At 38.6% G+C, this 22,980-nt stretch carries 18 protein-coding genes and 3 pseudogenes; 16 read left to right on the plus strand and 5 right to left on the minus strand.

The window, feature by feature from the left end:
- Positions 1 to 513: 513 nt before the first annotated feature.
- The 13 genes and pseudogenes from LVD15_RS17545 to LVD15_RS17605 all read left to right on the plus strand — a co-directional run bounded on the left by LVD15_RS17545 (position 514) and on the right by LVD15_RS17605 (position 13,442).
- Positions 514 to 1,833: an IS110 family RNA-guided transposase gene (locus LVD15_RS17545; protein ID WP_233775820.1), complete on the plus strand. Its 1,320-nt coding sequence runs from the start codon at positions 514 to 516 to the stop codon at positions 1,831 to 1,833.
- Between the two features lie 318 nt (positions 1,834 to 2,151).
- A complete protein-coding gene (locus LVD15_RS17550; protein ID WP_233776522.1) occupies positions 2,152 to 3,471 on the plus strand; it encodes an IS110 family RNA-guided transposase in 1,320 nt (439 codons plus the stop codon).
- A gap of 920 nt (positions 3,472 to 4,391) precedes the next feature.
- Positions 4,392 to 4,780: pseudogene (locus LVD15_RS17555) on the plus strand (tyrosine-type recombinase/integrase).
- Positions 4,781 to 4,869: 89 nt separating this feature from the next.
- A complete protein-coding gene (locus LVD15_RS17560; RefSeq protein ID WP_233776523.1) occupies positions 4,870 to 5,880 on the plus strand; it encodes a hypothetical protein in 1,011 nt (336 codons plus the stop codon).
- A gap of 104 nt (positions 5,881 to 5,984) precedes the next feature.
- Positions 5,985 to 6,641: a hypothetical protein gene (locus LVD15_RS17565; protein ID WP_233776524.1), complete on the plus strand. Its 657-nt coding sequence runs from the start codon at positions 5,985 to 5,987 to the stop codon at positions 6,639 to 6,641.
- A gap of 176 nt (positions 6,642 to 6,817) precedes the next feature.
- Positions 6,818 to 7,480 (plus strand): DUF4145 domain-containing protein, encoded by a 663-nt coding sequence (locus LVD15_RS17570; protein ID WP_233776525.1) that lies wholly within the window; start codon positions 6,818 to 6,820, stop codon positions 7,478 to 7,480.
- 6 nt (positions 7,481 to 7,486) lie between these two features.
- On the plus strand, positions 7,487 to 7,816 hold the full coding sequence (locus LVD15_RS17575; RefSeq protein ID WP_233776526.1) for a hypothetical protein: 330 nt from the start codon (positions 7,487 to 7,489) through the stop codon (positions 7,814 to 7,816).
- Between the two features lie 251 nt (positions 7,817 to 8,067).
- Positions 8,068 to 8,826: pseudogene (locus LVD15_RS17580) on the plus strand (IS256 family transposase); the annotation flags it as partial.
- Between the two features lie 194 nt (positions 8,827 to 9,020).
- Positions 9,021 to 10,544 (plus strand): IS21 family transposase, encoded by a 1,524-nt coding sequence (gene istA, locus LVD15_RS17585; protein ID WP_233776528.1) that lies wholly within the window; start codon positions 9,021 to 9,023, stop codon positions 10,542 to 10,544.
- Between the two features lie 11 nt (positions 10,545 to 10,555).
- A complete protein-coding gene (istB, locus tag LVD15_RS17590; protein ID WP_233776529.1) occupies positions 10,556 to 11,290 on the plus strand; it encodes an IS21-like element helper ATPase IstB in 735 nt (244 codons plus the stop codon).
- Between the two features lie 99 nt (positions 11,291 to 11,389).
- A pseudogene (locus LVD15_RS17595) lies at positions 11,390 to 11,897 on the plus strand (IS256 family transposase); the annotation flags it as partial.
- 794 nt (positions 11,898 to 12,691) lie between these two features.
- Positions 12,692 to 13,276, plus strand: a complete 585-nt coding sequence (locus LVD15_RS17600) for an ATPase (RefSeq protein WP_255763292.1) — start codon at positions 12,692 to 12,694, stop codon at positions 13,274 to 13,276.
- A gap of 1 nt (position 13,277) precedes the next feature.
- Entirely contained in the window at positions 13,278 to 13,442 is a 165-nt protein-coding gene (locus LVD15_RS17605) for a hypothetical protein (protein ID WP_233776530.1), read from the plus strand.
- Positions 13,443 to 13,515: 73 nt separating this feature from the next.
- Here LVD15_RS17605 and LVD15_RS17610 read toward each other — a convergent pair whose 3' ends face one another.
- The 5 genes from LVD15_RS17610 to LVD15_RS17630 are packed head-to-tail and all read right to left on the minus strand — an operon-like array spanning position 13,516 to position 20,069.
- On the minus strand, positions 13,516 to 14,217 hold the full coding sequence (locus LVD15_RS17610) for a hypothetical protein (RefSeq protein ID WP_233776531.1): 702 nt from the start codon (positions 14,215 to 14,217) through the stop codon (positions 13,516 to 13,518).
- Positions 14,151 to 15,086, minus strand: a complete 936-nt coding sequence (locus tag LVD15_RS17615) for a hypothetical protein (RefSeq protein WP_233776532.1) — start codon at positions 15,084 to 15,086, stop codon at positions 14,151 to 14,153. Before LVD15_RS17615 ends, LVD15_RS17610 begins: the two co-directional genes overlap by 67 nt.
- Positions 15,087 to 15,101: 15 nt before the next feature.
- The gene (locus LVD15_RS17620; RefSeq protein WP_370687373.1) at positions 15,102 to 16,814 is read right to left on the minus strand and encodes an Hsp70 family protein; all 1,713 of its coding nucleotides are present in this window, start codon (positions 16,812 to 16,814) and stop codon (positions 15,102 to 15,104) included.
- The gene (locus tag LVD15_RS17625) at positions 16,799 to 17,398 is read right to left on the minus strand and encodes a DUF1266 domain-containing protein (RefSeq protein ID WP_233776534.1); all 600 of its coding nucleotides are present in this window, start codon (positions 17,396 to 17,398) and stop codon (positions 16,799 to 16,801) included. Before LVD15_RS17625 ends, LVD15_RS17620 begins: the two co-directional genes overlap by 16 nt.
- A gap of 28 nt (positions 17,399 to 17,426) precedes the next feature.
- Positions 17,427 to 20,069, minus strand: a complete 2,643-nt coding sequence (locus LVD15_RS17630) for a hypothetical protein (RefSeq protein ID WP_233776535.1) — start codon at positions 20,067 to 20,069, stop codon at positions 17,427 to 17,429.
- Positions 20,070 to 20,440: 371 nt separating this feature from the next.
- On the opposite strand from LVD15_RS17630, the gene LVD15_RS17635 reads away from it, so the two are divergent.
- The 3 genes from LVD15_RS17635 (at position 20,441) to LVD15_RS26900 (ending at position 22,965) form a co-directional block, all read left to right on the plus strand.
- The gene (locus tag LVD15_RS17635) at positions 20,441 to 21,244 is read left to right on the plus strand and encodes a DUF4349 domain-containing protein (RefSeq protein WP_233776536.1); all 804 of its coding nucleotides are present in this window, start codon (positions 20,441 to 20,443) and stop codon (positions 21,242 to 21,244) included.
- Between the two features lie 160 nt (positions 21,245 to 21,404).
- Positions 21,405 to 22,481: a hypothetical protein gene (locus LVD15_RS17640; protein ID WP_233776537.1), complete on the plus strand. Its 1,077-nt coding sequence runs from the start codon at positions 21,405 to 21,407 to the stop codon at positions 22,479 to 22,481.
- A gap of 151 nt (positions 22,482 to 22,632) precedes the next feature.
- Positions 22,633 to 22,965, plus strand: a complete 333-nt coding sequence (locus tag LVD15_RS26900) for a DUF4303 domain-containing protein (protein ID WP_255763293.1) — start codon at positions 22,633 to 22,635, stop codon at positions 22,963 to 22,965.
- Positions 22,966 to 22,980: the final 15 nt, after the last annotated feature.

The raw sequence follows: 22,980 nt of genomic DNA on the forward strand, positions 1-22,980 counted from the left end.
ATATATTTGTTGAGGCATTTCTTAATTTGCTTAAGGAATGCTTTTCATACAGCTGTTTGCTTGGTTAATCCACTGTCTACATTCCATAGCTTGTGTCCTTTACTTTTTTGCAATCGATCAAAAAAGTAACAAAAAACTCTTTCTTGCTGTGAGGTCTTTCGCTCGCAGAGGCATTTCATGGTCATGAACTGCCACTAAGGACTTGAGAATAGCTTGTTTTTTTAATATTATTTCACCTCACGACGGTACAGCAAGATGAAACCACAGCCGAGTCAGCCTGAGACCTAACATTTGTTTCAACCGCACAAAAAGAAATGACGTTAAGAATAGAAGTGGCCTGTACAATATAGCCGAACCTGGCATAGTGCAATTTGCCTGTCCCTGAGCATGGTTGGATAGAAAGGAGTCACAAAGTATGGTACTTCCTTGTTTTTATAGGAATGTCCGATTGGTAGTCTGTCGTGTACAATATTTCATCCTACAGGTCTTTGTTTAACTTTTAGAATATTAGTCATGAAAAAGATGAGAGCAAATGCTGCAGGCATAGATATAGGAGCCAAGCACATTTTCGTATCCGTGGAAAACAAGGATGTTCGTGTTTTTGAGACTTTCACTGAAAGTTTTAAAGAGGCATCGTGTTATTTATTATCAGAGGGGATCGAGACAGTGGCCATGGAAGCCACCGGCGTTTACTGGATCATCCTTTATGAGATCCTAGAATCAGCAGGTTTAGATGTCTGGTTAGTAGATGGGCGCCAGACAAGACAAGTACCAGGTCGAAAGACTGATGTAAAGGACTGTCAATGGATTCAGCAACTTCATAGTCATGGCTTATTGAATCGCTGTTTTGTTCCCGATGCACAAGTGAAGGAAGTTCGTGCTTACCAGCGGTTGCGAGAAGATCATCTCAGAACAGCCTCTATGCATGTAAACCACATGCAAAAGGCGCTAATAGAGATGAACATCCGGCTCAAAGAAGTGCTCAGTCAGATATATGGCGCCAGTGGTCTGGCGATCATAGAAGCCATCCTGGCAGGGGAACGTGATGCCCAAAAGCTCTTATCCCTGTGCCATAGCAGTATTAGAGAAAAGAAAGCCTCTCAAGTCATCAAGGCACTTTCAGGCTATTATACCGAGTCAGGGTTATTTGCTTTGGGACAGGCATACGGTGGTTACAAATTTTATAAACAACAAATACTGGCATGTGACCAAAAACTGGAAGAAGTCATGAAGCGGTTCAATAACTACGATTCAGATATGGAAAGCAAAAATGAAATAGATTCTGTCAAAGATCGAAAACCTGTTAGACATAATAAACCTGATATAGACCACTTAGGAGGACACCTGCTCAAAATCTTTTCAGGCAAAGATGCTACGTGTTTACCGGGTATTACCGATTATACCTGGCTACAATTGTATTCTGAAATAGGCATGGAACTTTGTAAGTGGCCCAGCGAGAAACACTTCACTTCATGGCTAGGATTATCTCCAGGTCAACACCAGTCTGGCAAGAAAAATAAAACCAGAAACAGAAAGTACAGGCCAAAGGCAGGACAAATATTCAGACAAATAGCCCAAAGTTTAATAGAAAGCAAAAAGATAGCACTGGGAGCTTTTGGGCGTAGATTGAAAAGCAAAAGAGGTCCAGGCATAGCCACTAAAGCTACCGCCCGAAAACTGGCCGTACTCTACTGGCGGCTTATGGTAAAAGGGCTTGATTACACAGAACGGGGCATCAAAGCATATGAAGAAAAAATGCAGCTCCATAGGGAAAGATGGCTAGTAAAAACAGCTAAAGAATTAGGTTATGAGCTTGAACAAATACCTATTTAGTGTATTACGTCATTGGTAGCCCCGTCGAAGTGTAGACGATCGGTACTGATTCATGATCTACTTCCTAAAAATCAGGGTCATTGGTAGACCTAACATTTGTTTCAACCGCACAAAAAGAAATGACGTTAAGAATAGAAGTGGCCTGTACAATATAGCCGAACCTGGTATAGTGCAATTTGCCTGTTGTCGAGCATGGTTGGATAGAAAGGAGTCACAGAGTATGGTACTTCCTTGTTTTTATAGGAATGTCCGATTGGTAGTCTGTCGTGTACAATATTTCATCCTACAGGTCTTTGTTTAACTTTTAGAAAATTAGTCATGAAAAAGATGAGAGCAAATGCTGCAGGCATAGATATAGGAGCCAAGCACATTTTCGTATCCGTGGAAAACAAGGATGTTCGTGTTTTTGAGACTTTCACTGAAAGTTTTAAAGAGGCATCGTGTTATTTATTATCAGAGGGGATCGAGACAGTGGCCATGGAAGCCACCGGCGTTTACTGGATCATCCTTTATGAGATCCTAGAATCAGCAGGTTTAGATGTCTGGTTAGTAGATGGGCGCCAGACAAGACAAGTACCAGGTCGAAAGACTGATGTAAAGGACTGTCAATGGATTCAGCAACTTCATAGTCATGGCTTATTGAATCGCTGTTTTGTTCCCGATGCTCAAGTGAAGGAAGTTCGTGCTTACCAGCGGTTGCGAGAAGATCATCTCAGAACAGCCTCTATGCATGTAAACCACATGCAAAAGGCGCTAATAGAGATGAACATCCGGCTCAAAGAAGTGCTCAGTCAGATACATGGCGCCAGTGGTCTGGCGATCATAGAAGCCATCCTGGCAGGGGAACGTGATGCCCAAAAGCTCTTATCCCTGTGCCATAGCAGTATTAGAGAAAAGAAAGCCTCTCAAGTCATCAAGGCACTTTCAGGCTATTATACCGAGTCAGGGTTATTTGCTTTGGGACAGGCATACGGTGGTTACAAATTTTATAAACAACAAATACTGGCATGTGACCAAAAACTGGAAGAAGTCATGAAGCGGTTCAATAACTACGATTCAGATATGGAAAGCAAAAATGAAATAGATTCTGTTAAAGATCGAAAACCTGTTAGACATAATAAACCTGATATAGACCACTTAGGAGGACACCTGCTGAAAATCTTTTCAGGCAAAGATGCTACGTGTTTGCCGGGTATTACCGATTATACCTGGCTACAATTGTATTCTGAAATAGGCATGGAACTTTGTAAGTGGCCCAGTGAGAAACATTTCACTTCATGGCTAGGATTATCTCCAGATCAACACCAGTCTGGCAAGAAAAATAAAACCAGAAACAGAAAGTACAGGCCAAAGGCAGGACAAATATTCAGACAAATAGCCCAAAGTTTAATAGAAAGCAAAAAGATAGCACTGGGAGCTTTTGGGCGTAGATTGAAAAGCAAAAGAGGTCCAGGCATAGCTACTAAAGCTACCGCCCGAAAACTGGCCGTACTCTACTGGCGGCTTATGGTAAAAGGGCTTGATTACACAGAACGGGGCATCAAAGCATATGAAGAAAAAATGCAGCTCCATAGAGAAAGGTGGCTAGTAAAAACAGCTAAAGAATTAGGTTATGAGCTTGAACAAATACCTATTTAGTGTATTACGTCATTGGTACAAAAGGAGACATCTATGTATTCATCAAGCATAGGCTTTTCAAGCATCTACTGGCTTTATGAAGCCACTGTCTACATTCCATAGCTTGTGTTCTTTACTTTTTTGCAAACGATCAAAAAAGTAACAAAAATCTCTTTCTTGCTGCGAGGTCTTCCGCTCGCAGAGGCATTTCATAGCCATGAACTGCCACTAAGGACTAGAGAATAGCCTGTTTTTCAATCCTATTTCACCTCACGACGGTACAGCAAGATAACGTACTGACCAAAATAAACTGGTCATTGCGAATGTAGCGAAGCGTAATGAAGCAATCTCGAAATTGCCTATGCAGACCAGAGCAGTCCGCCTTCCATAGCTTCAAGATTACTTCGTCATATCTTCCTCTTAATTACCAGATAGGGAAGGTGACGATGCCACTCATAGAGTCGGCTTGGATTTAAATGCACCAATAGATGTGACATAATCTACTCTACTTCCTAAAAATCAGGGTTATGTCGACGAAAGGAGACATCTATGTATTCATCTAGCATAGGCTTTTCAAATATCTGCAGGCTTTAAGAAGCTACTGTCTACATTCTATAACATGTGTTCTTTACTTTTTTGCAATCGATCAAAAAAGTAACAAAAATCTCTTTCTTGCTGTGAGGTCTTCCGCTCACTGAAGCATTTCATGGTTATGAAATACCTCAAAGAACCCAAATACCCTATTAACGAACTGCAAAATCACTTCCCGGAGCTAACCAAGCTCGATCGCAATTATATTGCGATTGATATCTTTACGGGCATTTGTAATGCCCTTATCAAACTCAAAACTTTAAAAAGTTCAAAAAGTAGAAAAGAGCCTCATCTTTATTCTTTATAGCTCAGCATATTACCTATGCTGGTGGTAAGGGAATGTTGGCCGTATTGAGAGTGACCGGTTGTTGATAAAAGTAGCATCAGGAAAAGGTAAAAAAGACAGGTATACAATACTAGGAGAAACGGTATTAAATGACTTAAGGAATTATTACAGGGCATTTAAGCCAGAAAAATATATTTATAAGGGTGCTCCGGGGATGAAGTATAGTGCTTCAAGCGTTAGGAGTATTGTGCACAGAGCAGCGGTATGGGTTAAGCTTAACAATAAAGTCACACCTCATATGCTCAGACATAGTATTGCCCTCACCTGCTAGAGAAAGGAGTTGATTTACGATATATTCAAATGTTATTAGGTCATTCTTCTTCTCGAACCACCGAGATTTATACTCACGTAGCCTTGAAAAGCATAAAAAATATTAAAAATTTTCTAGATTAGTAAAAAAGATATTTTGCGAATATATGCAATTACATATATTACTACGTGGGCGGTAATAAGGATATCCCTTAAAAATTTAAAGTAAGATTATGCAGACTCTGGAAGATTTGAAGTTATTCAATGAAGATGTACCTCATCAAGTTATCGAGAGAAACTCTTTAATTAAGCCAGACTTAAATCCTTACTTAATTTATAAGTCTCTAAAGGAAGTGTTTGGGCAACCAAATAACGACTGTATTGATGATGACAAAAATCAATGGTCATATAACTTTAAAGTAGATGATTATTACGTTGAAATTTACGATTGGAAAGTATTAGACAGTTCAATTGCTGTTTACAGTGAAAATGGAAATACACAAGAAGCTGAAAAAATCGGTAAAAAAATCAAACAATTACTAGAAAAGTACGCTTCGCGTTTTCAAAAAGAATTCAAAGCCAAAATTAGGGAACCTGATGCTAGAATTATTCAAAATCCCTTCAAATTGTATTATTCAACTGCGGAAAATCTAAGGGGACTCGCAAATGATGTTGTAAATAGTTCAACAACCCAAAATGACATACAGGATTCGTTTCAAGTTTATTTAAAACAATTTGATGTTTCTAGATCTGCATTTTTAATGTATCTGTCCTCGTTTGAAGCGTTTCTTAATTTAGTTTATGAACTACATTTAAAAAACGAACATCGTGATGAACGAATTTATGGCACTATCAATAGACATCAAATAGATGTAAAATTGAGAATGATACCAACCTATTGTAACGGATTCATAGTTGACCAGATCGATAATGAGGACGAAAGGTTTAAGAATTATCACCGAATCGTTAATCTTAGAAATGACTTTGTACATGCTAACTTTATTAAATCAGAAGAAAACCAATTGATTAAAGAAGATGGTTTCGAATTTTTATATGCTAAATATCAAGATGAGACAGTTCCAAAAGATTTTGGTCAGATAAGCATTGAGCATGTGGATACTGCCAAGAAATATATTGATGATGTAATAGAACTTGTAATTGAATCTATGGATTCTAATTATAGTGAGGGTTTTAAGGAGCTTCTTGATTATGAAGCAATACAAATAGATGCTGAAAAAGAATAAAATACCGCCAACCCTGTATATCGCAAATAGGGCATTCGGTGGTTTATGAAAGTTCAGTGCTTTTTACTGTCCTACTTGTCATATACAAATCGTTGGAGAGCAAAATGAGAATTCTATCAGTCAAATTTATACTTGTTGCAACAGCCATTTCAACCTTCGCCCAAGAACGGCAACTGACGGTAGAAAGTGATACTTCGTTTTGGTTTAACTGGCGAACTGAGCTTAACAACGAACTGGGACTAGCAACCATTGACAAATCCACTCAAGCATTTGAATTCAGATTTTGGGACGGATATAAAGTTATCAGACTTTGGAAATCTGAGGATGAATTGAGTTCAGAGGTAATCTACTTCTTGCGCGAATACAAAGAGAAGAAAGATAGCTATGATTATGAAGGTCGCTTGTATCACAGCAGCCAACAACTTAACGAAAAAACTACCCAAGCAATTAACAATCTAATCAAAGACTTCAATATTCTTAACCTACCAACTGACAATCAAATCGAGGGATGGAAGCAAGGTTTTGACGGAGTAACTTATATCATTGAAACTACAGAGCCAAACTCATTTAGTTTTAAGAGCTATTGGACTCCAACTTCATTTCCAGAACTGAAAGAGGCTCGGTTCTTACAGTACTTTGTCGAACAAATTAACTCCCTTGAACAAATTGATAAAGGCTTTGAAAAGTTCATGGCCAAACAACCTTTCAAAACGTATTATGCTGGAATTGGGAGTGCTGTCATTGCAACTGTAATCAAATGAAAAGCTCTCTAACATATGCTATGAATGAATGGGGTTTCATCGGTCAGGATATTTTCGTGGGGATTGGAAAGTCCGCCACAAGTTTTAAATTTAAATCAAGGCGTGGCTATGTGCGAGACGAGAGGTTAGTGCTTTCTAATCCCCACTCATAATAGCTAGGCTTAATAAGGACTCTAATGAAGAATATTGAACTAATAAAGAAAATTTGCTCAGAATGCATCGTTGAAGGTGAATCGCTCCTTATTACCAAATGGGAAGATAGGTATATGGGGGGCTTTGTTATTGCAAACCCCATTAGTTATGTTGACCTTGAAGGGTTTAAGAAATGGAAATCCAATTGTAACGTTCTAATAAATCTATTGGGTGAGCTTGCCGACCCATGGAAGGAGATCTTTCATGGAGAAAAGGGTAATACACTGACTAATACCACCTCAATGATTGGAGGGCTAAAATCAATTAATGATACAATTGATAAAGGATACTTGGTCCGGATTGAGGATATCATTTATGCTGAAGCCTTTTCCAATCTAATAGATCAAGCTGAATATTTATTTGATCAAGGATATTTCCTTGCATCCGGTGTAATTTCTCGGGCTGTACTGGAAGAAAAACTTAGAGCAATTTGTGACCATCAAGGAGTTGTGTTTAGTAAGCATAGACCTACATTATCCGACTTTAATGGAGAATTGTACAAGAATAAATTCTATGACAAAATCGAATTTAAAAACTTTGATTATTTGGCATCAGTAGGGAACCACGCAGCACACAATCAGCCAATAACTAAAGAGGATATTTCAAAGCTCATAAGGGGTGTAACAGAAGCTCTTTCCAAATATTAGCAAATAATGAGAGCTGAAAAAGAACTCTTTAATAGAATAGAAGAAAAGCTTCAGGCAAAGCTTGAGTTAGATAACTTTAAAAAAACTGAAAGTAAGGATGAAGTATTGAGCTTTGGTTCAAGGTTTACTGTTTGGAAAAATATGACTGAACAGTTGGCAATTAGGCTCACATGGGACGGCAAAGAGTCATGGTTCATCGTTGAAGAGTCCCCATTTAATGAGGGTGCCGAGCCAATTTCTTGGGCTGATCTTGTAATCGTTCCATATGATAAGCAACTAGAAAGCAAAGATTATAACGAGAGAACGTTGAAAGACATAGTTGATGAAATTAAATAACTACACAGAATAACTAAGTCTTCGTGTGGCTCATCGAGCCAAGCATGAAGACAGTGTTGAACGAACCGTGGCACAGTCTATGGCGATTAGTCATTATTGAGATATGATATTGAAGCCCTACTTATTGAGATTAAGGGCTGTGGCTTTGGATCAGAGTCTGGCTTTAAGCATGTAAAGGGTCTTGAGGAGACTGTCAATTCATCTCTGTCTAAACTTTGGATATAAAGAAATAATGTTTAGACTAAAGAGCAATGAACAAACAAGAGAAAGAAGAATTAAAGGAAAAAGCACTTAAACAATTTTTAAAAGGAGAATCTCTATTTGGTAAGGATGGGGCTTTCAGCCCCATGTTGAAGGAGTTCTTAGAAGAAGCTCTGGAAGCAGAAATGGAGGATCACCTATCCAGTGAAGAAAAAGGACGCTCTCATGGCAATAAGCGCAATGGCAAAGGCCAGAAAACAGTTAAGAGTAGTTTAGGAGACGTTGAGATAAATACTCCTCAAGATCGTCATAGCAGCTTTGAGCCAAGAATAGTAGAGAAACGCCAGCGTATACTGGCAGACAATCTTGAGAAGCAAATAATAGCCATGTATGGGCTAGGTAATAGTTTGAGAGATATTCAAGAACACATCAAGGAGATGTATGACACAAATATATCAACAGAGGTGTTAAGTGATATCACAGACCGAGTGATCCCTAAAGTAAAGGAGTGGCAAAATAGGCCATTAGAATCGGTCTATTGTATTGTTTGGCTAGATGCCATGCATTTTAAGGTGCGAGATGAAGGTAAGGTGAAGCATAAAGCCCTTTATAATATTTTAGGGATCAATAAGCAGGGCAACAAGGAGATATTGGGCATGTACCTATCAGAAAGCGAAGGAGCTAATTTTTGGCTTCAGATACTTACTGAGCTACAAAATAGAGGCTTGAAAGATATTTTGATAGCCTGCACTGATAACTTGAAAGGTTTTAGTGAAGCGATACACTCCTGGATACAACGGTTTGAATTATGCCACCCATTTCGGTTAGGTATATGCCAGTGATTTCGGTTCAAACCGTGCCAGTGTATCTATTTGATTACGGTTCGATTTGTGCCACCATATTATAATAATTGATACCTATTACGGTTCGATTTATGCCACTTTAAGAGTTCATTGATTGTTAATATCGCCCCAAAAAAAGGATGGCGAATAAACTTGACATAATGGACTTAAAACAAATTATCAATCTTCATTTGAGAGGGCTGAGCAATCGGCAAATTGCTTTGACCCTGGGTGTGAATAGAAACACTGTTAACCATTATTTGCGATCACTTCAGTCAAGCGATCAGCCCATGGAAGCATTGCTACAGTTGGATACTGATGCTTTAGAAGAGCTATTTTCGTCTAAGACAACCATAAACAATGATCGTTATGCGGTTTTAATGCGTTTTTTTGAGACCATGCACCCACAGCGTCATCACCCTGGCTTTACCCTTCAGTACCACTACCAGTTGTATGCTGAGCAAACTCAGGATAGTTACAGTTACACTCAGTTTACCACCCATTATCAGCGTAAGTACAAACAGGCCAAAGGTTCTATGAAGTTAGAGCACAAGGCAGGAAAAGAGCTTTATGTTGATTTTGCAGGTAAGAAATTAGAAGTAGTAGATCCATCTACAGGAGAAGTAAGCCAGGTAGAAGTTTTTGTGGCCACACTTCCTTTTAGTCAGTATACTTATGTGGAAGCATGTAAAAGTCAAAAAAGGGAGGACTTTATTCAATGCCTCAATAATGCACTCCGCTTCTTTGGAGGAGTACCTGTAGCCATCGTGTCAGACAACCTTAAATCGGCAGTTACCCGATCCAGTAAGTATGAGGCGGTTATTAATAAAACTTTCAAAGACTTCGCTCATCACTATGGGTGTGCCATAAACCCTACACGTAGTTATGCCCCACAAGATAAAGCACTGGTAGAAAATGCTGTTCAGCTGGCCTATCAGCGCATTTATTACCCTATGCGTAAAATGACTTTCTTCTCTATTGAAGCGCTTAATGAAGAGATCCAGCATCATCTTAAGGGCTATAATAATGTGCTTTTTCAAAGAAAAGAAGCTTCCAGAAAAGAGCTGTTCCAATCCGTAGAATCATCCCTTCTAAAAAGCTTACCCCAAAGTACTTATCAGGTTAAAGAATACGCCAGAGCCAAGGTACAGAAGATGGGATATGTATACTTCTCGGCTGACAAGACTTATTATAGCGTTCCCTATCGCTACATTGGCTCTCAAACTCAGATACAGTACACCTCCAAACATGTTGAAGTATACTACAAAAGCCAACGCATTGCGCTGCATAATAGAGTAATGAGTAAGGGTGCTTATATTACTAATAAGAATCACCTCTCCAGTACACACCGTGCTTATAGCCAATGGAGTCCCCAGTATTTTTCTGATCAGGGAGGTAAAATAGGTGTAAATGTAAAGCTGTTTATGACAGGTTTATTCCTGCAGGGTGACTATCCTGAGATTAACTACAAAAGAGCCATGGGCATTTTAATGCTGGCCAAAAACTATGGCCATGAGCGTGTAGATAAAGCCTGCCTAAGGGCTGTTCATCATGACACATACAGCTATCAAAGGCTCAAAAATATACTCAGTAATAATATGGACGAGCATGAAATAGAACAAGAAAATCATCAATCACATATCCCTTCTCACAAAAACATCAGAGGGGCTAACCATTACCAGTAAACAATAATTTTATGAACAATAATCAAACAATAGAAAAACTAAAATCCATGAGGCTATCTGCGATGGCTGAACTGCACAGACAACAACTCAGCAGCAATGCTTATCAAAAATGCACCCCAGATGAATATCTGGCCTTACTCACTGAAAGTGAATGGGAAGACAGGCAGAATAAGAAGATTACACGGCTGATGAAAAAGGCCACCTTCAAGCAGCAGGCAGACATGGATGAAATAATCTTCTCTGAAAATAGGAATCTGGATAAAAACATGTTCAACAGGTTGTCCTCCTTACAGTTCATCAAGCAAAGTGAAAACATCATTATTACAGGTGCTTCAGGAGTAGGCAAAAGCTTTATGAGTCAGGCCATAGGCAGACAAGCTTGTCTGATGGGCTATAGCACCATCTATCAGGTAACAGCTCGCCTGTTCAACAAAATGAAACTCGCCAAAGTAGATGGCACCTATATCAAAGAACTTAAAAGAATTACCTCTGCCCAACTCTTAATACTAGATGATTTTGGTTTACAAAGCATGGACAATATTGCAAGAGAAGTACTTATGGATATTATCGATGATCGTCATGGAAAAACTTCAACTATAATCTCCTCTCAAATACCAGTATCAGCCTGGTATGATATTATTGGTGAAGGCACTATTGCTGATGCCATATTAGACAGGCTCGTTAACTCTTCTCATAGAATAGATCTCAAAGGAGAATCTTTGAGAAAAGGTATGTTGAAACATTAATATTTACTAAAATTACGAAACTCTTAAAGTGGCATAGATACACCGAAATCACTGGCATAGTTTGACCGAAACAACTGGCATAGTCCGACCGAAATAGCCAACTCCATCTACCCACAAACAGATGTTCAACTTTGTGTAGTTCATCAGATTCGAAATAGCTTGAAATATGTAGCCAGTAAAGAACAGAAAGTGTTTATACAAGATCTTAAATTAGTTTATCAAGCAGACACAAAAGATCAGGCAGAGACTGCTTTATTAGAACTGGAAGAAAAATGGGGAAAGAAATATCCTGTGGTGATACGATCTTGGAATGATAACTGGGAACTACTTAGCACTTATTTCGATTACAGTAAACCCATAAGAAAGTTAATATACACTACAAATCCAGTGGAGGGCTTTCATAGACAAGTAAGAAAAGTTACCAAGAGTAAGGGAGCATTTACCAGTGATATGGCCTTGATGAAATTAGTTTACTTAGTTTGCAGACGTATTGAGAAAAAAATGGACTTCACCTTTGCGGAATTGGGGTTTGACGGTGCAGCAATTAGCCATTAGATTTGAGGGAAGATTGGAACTGGAACTAAAAACCAGTCAAACCAAAAAATAAAAAATTCCCTGCCAGGGGCTAGCCCCTGGCAGGGAAGCAGACAGAGATGAGCTAACACTCCCTCGTAGAAATTTTAAACAGGCTATATCAACTAAACGGCATTGGCTCTTAAGTAGTCTTCCTATTTCGGCCTAATAGTTTAGCTAGGTTTTGCTATCTTTGGCACGGACGGACGATCACGCCTTGCAGGCGGACCGCCACGTCCGTTTAGTAAGAGCGTTGTGTGGAATTACCCCCAACGCAGAGAGAATTTCTTTCTTGTCATTTCAGTAAAAAAAAGTTTCTTTTTTGAACTTAAAATGCTGACCTAATTTTTGGGGTATTATCACATCACTTTGGCTCATGGCAAACCTAACTCTTCATTAACCCAATCAGTCACTCGGCTCATTGCCGTGTGACTACTATTACTGAGGCCTCTGGCCGGTTAGGTAAAGATAAATGGAAAATAGAGGGTATTATTATTAACTCATTCCATATAAACGAATATGCCAAACAAGAAAAGTAGGAACGAAGGAAGAAAGGGAAGATGAAGAAACGAATTATCAACCAAAACCTCGAACTGGAATAAACGCATTCCAACAAGCTATATGGCCGACTGAGTCATCTGATACTTCAGAGCAACTCGATGGTGAAGCTGCCCATGTTACTTGTTATGTTCTCTAGCAACTTTTTTCTTTCTAGATTTAGTTGCAGAACGCGCTGCATGGACACTGTTGTAAAGGTGGGGCAGTTTGGCTATTAGAAATAAGAATATGAGGCTATTTTGAAGAAGAGATTATTGAAAAAATGTATGTTTGAGTACGTTGAATAATTTATATATCATATCAGGTTGTAACGGCGCTGGAAAAACTACAGCTTCATACACTCTTCTACCAGAAATATTGGACTGCAATGAATTTGTGAATGCGGATGAAATTGCGAAAGGGTTATCACCATTTAACCCCGAATCAGAAGCCATGGCAGCAGGAAGATTAATGCTGTCTAAAATTGACAGGTTGATTAGTAGGAAAAATGATTTTGGTTTCGAAACAACCCTCTCAACAAGAAGTTATAAGAATTTAATAACAAAAGCCCGGGAAAACGGATATCGCTTAACTCTTCTATTCTTTTGGTTAAGAAATCCTGATTTGGCTGTTAAACGAGTCGAAACCAGAGTTAAAGAAGGTGGGCACAACATTCCAGAAGATGTTATTAGAAGACGGTATGAGAATGGACTGAAGAATTTCTTTTCGATATTTGAACCACTTGTTGATGAATGGATGTTTATAGATAATTCAGGGGAACCTTATCAAATTGTTGCGTATAAAAACACAAAAGGAAGCATTATCAATAATCAAGGTTTGTGGGACGATTTAAAAAATAAATACCAAAATAACTAGCATGGACAATACTGATAAAATTATAGTTGGACTTGAAAAAGCGTATCAAAAACTGATTGAGTTTAAGAAGTATAAGAAAACCCCAATAATTGTTTCCAAAGATGGAAAGGTCGTTGAAATGAATCCTGAGGAGATATCTCCCAGCAATACGGTATATAGCAAATAGGTAGGGAGTTCCGAGGTTTTCAAAAGTTCAGTGGCTATTTAAAACATGGCTAAAGTACAAACCTAACTCATCATTAACCCTCAATTTCGTAAGTCATAATCTCCTCGCCGTTTTCGGTGTAGCACCCTACTTTTGTCAGGTTTCCTTCTGCCGAATAGGTGAACCTATCCAAGCTTTTACTCTCAGAGCAGTGCTTATTCTCCAGGTCTATATACAGCACTGAGTTCTGAGTCTCTGCAACGGTATCATTGAGTAGAGTAAAAGTTGAGCGTCGTACAAAATGTTCTGAATAGCTAATAAAGTGCTCGGGCTTGCCTTCCTTCAGCAATAGCACGTTTTTCTTCTCTAAATTCTCTTCTTTATGATGTTTTTTATACTCTGTGACTCGATTCGGCTCATAGGTATAGACAATCTCATAAGTCACCTGCCCCTGATAAAAGTACTCAATCAGGCAAACCCTTCCTTCCTTATCCAGATAATGCTTAATAGGCCTATCAGGTTGGGGATCAGCAGAAGCTCCGGTGAGGCGGATAAAATCGGAATAAGGGGCCGGTTGGTTAAATCGGCGTTCGTAATCTAATGGTTTAATGAAATATTGCTTCTTGGGCAGGTAGCCAAAAGAGGTGCTGGCTTGGCGCGCCGTGACCACCAACTGTGCCCATTGAGAAGGATCGATCTGTAGTGCTTCTGTATTTTCCTCAATGATGGCTAAGTATTCTTCAGGTATGGTCTTGCTTCTTCGTAAGCCTGCTTTTTTGCTGACAATTTTTGCCAAATATTTTCGTCCAGAGTTAGTGGCAGCATTACCTCCAGATCAAAAGCATCATAATCATACGCAGTAATGTGAAAGTCTTCAGCCAGGTCCAGGTATTCCTCAAATATTGCCTGAAGCTCTGTAGACTTACAGATGTCTATGTAGATTGAACGAGCAAGTGCCATCCCTTCATCTGGCTCTAATTCTTCATAGATATGCTTATTCAGTACGCTATACTTACTGGTTCCCTTATGGTAAAAATCAAATTCATATTCATTTCGCTCTGAAAAGTACTGTAAATCGGGGGCATTGTATGAACTAAATGGATCTTCTTCTGCGGCAGCCTCTTCTTCGCTAGCCAAAGCCAGAGTGGGAGGGAAGACCCCTTGTATGTTGTATTCAAACAAAGCAAAGGCAATCTTTCCTTTAAATAAAGAATGTTTTTTCTCCAGAGTCATCCTTACCGATTGTATGATCAGGCCTTTTACCTCATTGATCAATTCTTCGATGTTCTTCTCAAAATTGTCATTGCTGTATATTTCATGACCTTCCGAATCTACAATGGTATGCGGAATATCATCTTTATAATTAACCTGATAGTTACGTGTTTCAATCAACTCATGCTCCAGGGAATAGTACTTTATTTCAACATGGCAAGGATGTGCTTCGCTATTTTCCCATTCATAAGTGATGGTCTGATATCCGTACTGAGAATATTTCTCATAATGTTTTGCCGCACCTCTTTCATTACGATAGAGATGCTCAATGAAGATAGGTTTTACCTCATCACCATTGACATAAACCTCGTAACGCCATGATTCTTCATCTGTATGGAGAAAAACCGAGACGTAGTAGATGTCTTCATCATATTTTAGCTTGTCAAATGCCATTTTATAAAGATAGTTTTAGGATAGAACATCAATAGTGTGCTGTTCCATTTGTTGTAAGAAATCTTTTAGCTGACGTTGAGCTTTTTTCTTGAGTGGCAAACTGCCGTTTTCCAGGATGGCCTTGAACTCCATAATAGCATTTTCAATGGAATAAGCATAATGAGAAGGAACTTCCTGATACAGGCGAGAGGCCCAAGCCAGAAGGTGTTCGTTGGTGCTTTCAAAAGGATTTTCTTTTTTGATCTCTTGTAACTTACTAATCGAACGGGTTACATCCAGATCCTTCATCATCGACTCGTTTTGGATAAGAACACTTTGTACAGAATGCCCGGTTTCATCAGACTGGATATCTACCAGTAATACGCCATTAATATCATATGTGAAGCGCACTGTAGCGGATTGAGTCTCTTGCTTAGGCGTTAGCGGTATAGTGAGCGACCCGATTTTAAGGTTTTGTTTTACCTCAAGGCTTTCACCCTGGTAAATATCGAACTGTATAGATGGCTGATAGGGTTCAATGGTACTGTATGATTTTTCAAAAGAGCAAGGCACAAAGCTATTACGATCAATGATGGAAGAAAACACGCCACTGGCCCAGCCATGACTCGTTCTTTTCGATATCTCTATTCCCAGAGAGTGGGGAGCAACATCGGTTAAGATAACTTCTCCAAAAGCTGGATTCTCATTTTTGAGCTCCACGGCTACAGTAACTCCCACACAAATTGACTCATCGATATTGATTTTCAGTTCGGGCTCTTTTTTAAGTAGTGATTTTATGAAATCCTTATAAATAGCTATACGCGAAGAACCTCCAACCAGTATCACTTTTTCAATTTCATCAAGTTTCACTTCGGCATCTCTGATGGTACGGATGATCGTTTTCTTAATTCTGTTGAGGAGTTCCTCACTGATTCGCATGAAGGTGAATCGCGAAAGCATGATTTTCTGCTCACCCGCTTCTAATTGAATACGTGTTTCTACTTCTTCATGATCAGATAATGAATGTTTGAGGTATTCTGCTGCATTACGGATTTTGATACGGTCTTTAGCCGACAAGCTAGATTCTTCAACCTGTATATTCTGCACGATATAGTCTACTATTGCCAGAGTAAAATCCTCTCCACCAAGTTTTTTATCGCCACTCGAAGAGTTTACACTGAGCACTGTTTCAAAGTAATCCAGCAGCGTGACATCAAAAGTGCCACCACCCAGATCGAGCACGAGGTACTGACAGTCCGTTTCTTCCTGAATGCCGTAAGCTAGAGCGGCAGCCGTTGGTTCATTGATGAGGCGAACCACTTCCAGACCGGCAATTTTAGCTGCGGCCTGGGTAGCCTGTCGTTGCACATTGGTAAAATACGCCGGCACGCTAATCATGCATTGCGTGACTTCCTCTCCTAAATAAGTTTCTGCATCCTGCTTGAGTGACTTAAGGATATAAGCAGAAAGTTCTTCGGGACGGTATACTTCCTCTCCAAGTAAAAAACTGACATCTTCACCCATATGCCGTTTAATCAAAGCCACTGTTTGATCTGGGTGAGTGAGCAAACGCTCACGTGCTGATTTACCGACAATCACCTGTCCGGTATCATCTAATCCTACTACTGAGGGAGTTAATGTATCTCCGTAGCGATTGGGTATCATCACTATTCCATTATCTGGCATCCAGACTGACACGAGGCTATTGGTGGTTCCTAAATCTATTCCGATGATCATTTTTCGTTCCATATGTTTAATTGCCAGGGAGAGTTTTTTTGCAACTTTAGCGCAGTGAGTGCTGAGTGGGTCTGACTGAGCGGTAGCTGCAAATCATAATTATTATGAGCCAGCCAAAGCCCCTGACCTATATAATATCCGGTGCCGTATTCATTCCAGCTTTGATAGTGATTGCTCAAATCTCTTTTTATTTCACTCCACATGTTAAAAGCCTCTTCTAATGATAAGTAATCAATGACCACAGCGCACTGTATTCGGAAAGCCAAAGCATCGGCTTCAAAAGCTTTTGGGCTGGTGGTTTTGAACAAGTTGAGGTTCTCAATAATGAACTTCGATTTCAGGTATTCGGGAGAGTGAAGTGTTAGGCTTTGAAGTAATAGCTGCTGCTGAGAAAGCGAGAGAAACAATAGTTTATTAATCTGCTCGTCATGCGCAAATTCTCCACTCCATGTGCGTAAAGCGTATCTGAGATCTTCCTGTAATTGTTTAGCATCCTTTTCTAAAAAAATAGTGAGCTTATCTTTGGCCGTTGCCAAGACAGTTTCATCTGCATTTTGAGAATTGAACAATATTCCCGAAGGAATATTTTGTTTCATACACGAGAGGGCATACAAGCCCGTAAAATTATCTGTTGGCATATAACTTATGATAAAGAATAGGAAATTCTTGCTTTAATTCCATGGTTAAAAATGGGGCAGACTGATCAGGATGGTTTTGCAGAAATGGAAATAGAAATGCCGCATTTTGTTCATCTTCCAAAAAGCTGGCTTGCGCTACCATGTTTTTGAGTTCTCGGGGTTCAAACGTAGCATTTTCTAGTTTAGAATATCCTTCCAGGAACATAAAACCGATTCGGCCTGCATTAGTTACATCGTTCCAGATGCCACCCATTTCATACAGCATGCCACTGTAGGCTAATAGTTGCATGCCTACGAATTTACCTTCAGGAGCACTGGTGTTATAGTTGCTTGCTAGGTAAATTTTAAAATAAAAGCGGGCTGCTTTTTGATGATCTTTGGCTAGCAGTCGGTAGTAAAGTCCTAGAAATGCCAGTGGTTTTTGCTCGGTCACCTCTTCCTCTACCGGTATAAGAGTTTCAAAACATTTTTGATGCTCGCCCTGACTGTTGTAGATATCAGCAAGCATTTCTCTTACATCTAACTGGTTCTTTTTAAGATAATCCTTTTCTAAAGCCTTTTCCAGATACTCTATGGCTACTTCAAAGTTCTTCCCAGAGCAAGCGCAGGCACCAATATCTCTATAGATCCAGTATTTGTCTTCAAATTTATCAACGTGTTTAAGATAAAGTTCCAGAGCTTCGTCATACTGTCCATTGTTGTGCCTGGCATAGGCCATATTGATGTCTCTTCGTAGCTCATTAGACATCCCTTTATAATAAATGGCCGCTTTATCAGGATCGTTAAGGTTATTCTCATAAATCTGAGCGATGAACCCGATGATGTCGTCATCATTGGTACGTAGTGGTGAGTCTAGTAAATTATTATAAACAGTTATGGCTTCTTTAAAAAGCTCTTGCTTTACCAAACATTTGGCTTCTGAAGTGTAAAGAGCAATATGGTAGGGAAACAGTGTATGCATTTTGTCAAACAAAACTGACAACTGTGGCCATGAACGAATCAGGTAATTCTTTTCGGCAGTACGCCCCAGGTTCTTGAGGAAATAGAGTAAGATTTCCGGTGATAGGGGATAGCTGAGAAATAGAGAGGTGTAGGCATATATGTCTTCGTGTTTACCTCTGCGTTCCAGGTATTCAAAGAATCGTAAAAAGACGCTATTTAATTCTCCAAGAGTAACAGAAGACCTAAAAGCCAGATCCATGGCCTTCATAGCCTCCTCTTCATTTTCTTGGTGTATGGCTTGCAATACCTTCCATTGATGCTGAAACGCTTCCTTTTCTTCTAATTCAGGAGCATCTTTTAGCACCTGTTCTGTCTCCTCTAATAAGTTGTTTTTCAGTAGAATTTCTATGAGCTGCTTCAGGTCATCAGAATCCATCACTTCTAAGTAGCTCTGACGATTTTTACTTTGCAGGTAATCAATAATGATTTGCTCTTCGCAAATTCTTATCAGGTGAGTAATGCCCAGGTGTGCAGGATTTTGCTCCGAGAAAGTTTTTGCCAGATCCAGGTTGTAATACAGGTGGCTACCCAAGTGAACAGAACAATGTATGATACTCATATAGAGGTCAGAATCGGTCATATGCGTTTCATACAGACGCTGATAGATGTCAAGCGCCGCTTCATACTGTCCGGTGCGCGCCAGCAAATCGGCTTTATATTTTTCTAATTCCCATGACTGTTTTAGTAATTCTGATGAGATTGAGTTAGCAAAAGCCAGTGCTTTTTCTGGCTGTTGGAGTTTATCCAGCAGCGTTAGTTTTACCCTGTAATAGATAGAAACCTCAGGATGCTTTTTTGGCAGTTCATCAGCATAAGCAAGCGCAGCTGCCCAGTTTTTTTCCAGAATATGAAAATAGATCTGCCGCTGATGAGTGATGATTCTACGGTTTTGAAGAACAGATAAGCCAGTCTGGATGATCCTGAACAGGGGATCTGTAGTGAAATTATAGGCCGCTCTTAGGTTTTTAATTAATTCTTCATACTTACTTTTAAAAGTGGAGATATCCCAGGAATTGACATCCACCGCCGGGTAGTTCTCAAAATACATATCCCAAAACTCCTTTGGTAAATCCGCCCGAGTCATGAGCATACTGGTCAACTTGCTTAGCTGCCGATCGTCTAGAATACTCATTTCGAAAGGAATTGACCCAAATACTTCTTTCCAACCGGCGTCCGATTGCTTGCTAAGTGTATAGTCAACATGAATTAAAAAGGCATTGAGTGCGGCATCATCACCCTTTTGTTCTCTGGTATATTGGAGGAGTTGGCCCAGCTCCTGATCCGAGAAAGTATCAGCCTTGCTTTCATGGTCATCCCACACATCTCTAAAGTAAGCTTTATACATATCCTCCAGTGGATGTGTTTCTTTGGGTGCCTCTTCATGAAATTCAACCTGAACCTCTTGCGGTTGCTCAAAGGTATTTACCAGACTCATGTCTATGGATTGCTCAGAGACTTCGCTAAGAGATTTAGCTATTTTTAAGGCTTCGTTAAAAGCCATTCTCAGCTGCTGATAACCTTCACGGTCTTTTTCAGGATGGTGTAGCGGTAGCAGGCGAGCATACGTCTTTTTTATAGCTTTCTGGTCGCTGGTTTTTTGGATATTGAGCGTCTGCCAACAATTCATGGTGTCATTTTATTACTTGAATAAACCGTATTTTACTTCAATGCTGCAAGCGGATTTGATCCGAAAAATCCCCATTTAGATAGATGGATTTATGGTTAGTAATGAGTAAAAAGGCCTATTTATGATCTTTATTGTAGAATAAGGGAACAAAGCTAGGGAAGCGGCTTCTTCAAAAAATCACTAGAAATAAGTAAAAGTGTAAATCATTAGAATTTTAAAGGGAGACATTTAATGCTTCGATATACGTATCTAATGATTATATACCGAAAAGAGTAAAGCATCTAAAATTTAATGGATATGACGCTAATGGTACGATTTTAATATATTTATCAGCAAATTTGAAGGGATAGGTTCTACTACATTGAATTAATATGGATAAAATAATTATTAAACATTTGCCTCAATTTATAAGCTTGGTGCTATTAGTGTCAATTTTTGGATGTGGACAAAAGCATGGTGGCGCCAATTTGGAAATGGCTGAAGATGAAATGGTGGCGCCAACTTCTGAACAAAAATCAGTTGAAAAGATTGAAAGAAAATTGATAAAGGAAGGTCGTATTGAATTTGAAACTGAAAACATAAAGGCTACCAGAAAAACAATATTTGAGGCAGTAAATAAATTTAAAGGTTATGTCTCATCTGATCAGGAGTATAAGTTGCCAGGCCGTAAGAGTAATACAGTTGTAATCCGTGTGCCAGCAGCCAGTTTTGATGATTTACTGAGTGAGGCTACCCAAGGTGTAGAGAAATTTGAAAGTAAGGAAATAAATGTAAAAGATGTAACAGAGGAGTTTCTTGATATCCAAGCCAGATTAAAAACTAAAAAAGAACTTGAGCAGCGCTATGTTGATTTACTCAAGAAGGCAAAGAATGTTACTGAGATTTTGGAGATTGAGAAGCAAATAGGGCAGCTAAGGTCTGAAATCGAATCAATAGAAGGCAGGTTAAAATACCTACAAGACAGGGTTTCATTTTCTACTTTATCAATGACCTTTTATGAATCGATTCCTGATGAGACTGAATTTTCAAGCAAATTTAGTGATGGTTTTAAGAATGGATGGGATAACTTGGTTTGGTTTTTCGTTCTGTTAACTAATATTTGGCCGTTTATCTTAATTGTGCTTGGTTTAATAATTGGATTTAGAATTTATAGGAGAAGAAAACAGAAGCCTTAGTTTTATAGATGAGCATTTGTTCTTATAATTTGGCGTTAAAGCGGTCATGGAAATTACTTATTCTATTCCAAGTATAATGGGGTATGTAGTTGATAGATAATAAAGAATCTTTTTTTAAAAGAGATGGCTATATGTGAATCAATTGTATTAATATATTTCTATGAAATCAAAGTGTATTTTTTTGTTAATTTTTATATTCTCTTTTCAGGGAGCATTTTCTCAGAACGTTGACTCAACTCTGATTAAACAATTATATTTTATAAAGAAAATCTCTTATGGGGCTGGTTCAAGTTTATTTAATGACAGTAAGTTGTATTATAAAACAAAGGAGGCAGATGAATTACCATGGAAAAGAGAAAGAAGGTTTTCAGAGAAGGAATTAGTTACTATCACGGATACATTAATTCATAACTCAGAGCTTAGTTTAAATACAGGCAAATATTCTGGAACTAGTATTAGGCTATTTACCACCTTTCCCAGAGACATACTCAATATAGATGAAGTTTTTCGGATTCAAGTTGAACAGAGCAACTTATTGGATTCTATGAATAATATTGTAACTATTGATCCCCAGCCTTCTGTTTTTTATGGCTCAGAATTTTCCAGTAGGTATATAAATGGTGAAAATTATTCACACAACTGGCAAAATTTAACAGCTTCTTTCTCAACAAACCTTAACATTCAAACCAAGGCTGTAAAAGGAGAAATAACATTTCAGGTAGATTTTATTTTAGGCTATGATTATGTGGAAATTACTCCTGATGATATAGGGAAAGTATTCTCTTTAAATAATCATGATTTTAAGGTTGTAGATATTATTGATAATAAAGTGGTATTGTCGATTCATAATGAGATAGAGGAGCCAGAAATTGATTTTAAGTTTGTAAACTTAAATGATAAAGGTTTAGAAGTTAGCCCACTTTCTTTGGAAGACTTTAACGAATTAAAGATGCAAGACAGTACATTGTCATTTTTTTCTATGGGTACAGGTACGGGTAAATTATCACAGGCAGTCTATGATATTTTTAAATCCAAACCTAACATTCAATTTGAAGAATTTGATGAAAAGATTCATAGTAAGTTATTGCAACTAATAGAAGCTGAAGATAAGGAAGGAGCTGAATTGAAATATTTAGGTCCAAAATATACTGTAATAAAGACTGCAGGTCCAATAAGTAACCTTTATTTATATTGTCCCATTTACGGTGAGGTAAGAGAATTTGATTTGCAACTATAGTAATCAAATAATAACTGTATTGATTGACTTATACCCCTAATTCCAAGTGGTTGTTACCAGAACCTGGTATTTGAGTAATTGAAAATATCAAAATAAACTTGGATTAAATAAGCATATGACATTCAAATAATAGCTCATACCCATCTAACCAATGAATTTTGAAGAATTAGAGCGTAAAATAGAAGCTGCCACTAAAAAGGCATTTATAGAAATATATGATCAGCACCAAGACGAAGGCATATATGGTTTTGCCTTGTACAGTGATGGTGGGGCTATGACTGTTTGTCCTTCTGCAAATACCCAGGATTTTTTGGAAGATTTGGATGACGAGGAAAAGGAAGATCTCGCGTTTTATAAGTTTGAGCCAGCTGAATGGAAATATGAAATGGTGGGAGCAGATGAAGCGTTTAATGATATTTCTAAAGAATTAAGAACGGAGTTGGGTGAAAACTGGTTTGAAGATGAGGCAACTTTTGTGTTTTAGAAAGAGCCTTTTTAG

The sequence above is a fragment of the Fulvivirga maritima genome, from assembly GCF_021389955.1.
Lineage (GTDB): Bacteria > Bacteroidota > Bacteroidia > Cytophagales > Cyclobacteriaceae > Fulvivirga > Fulvivirga maritima.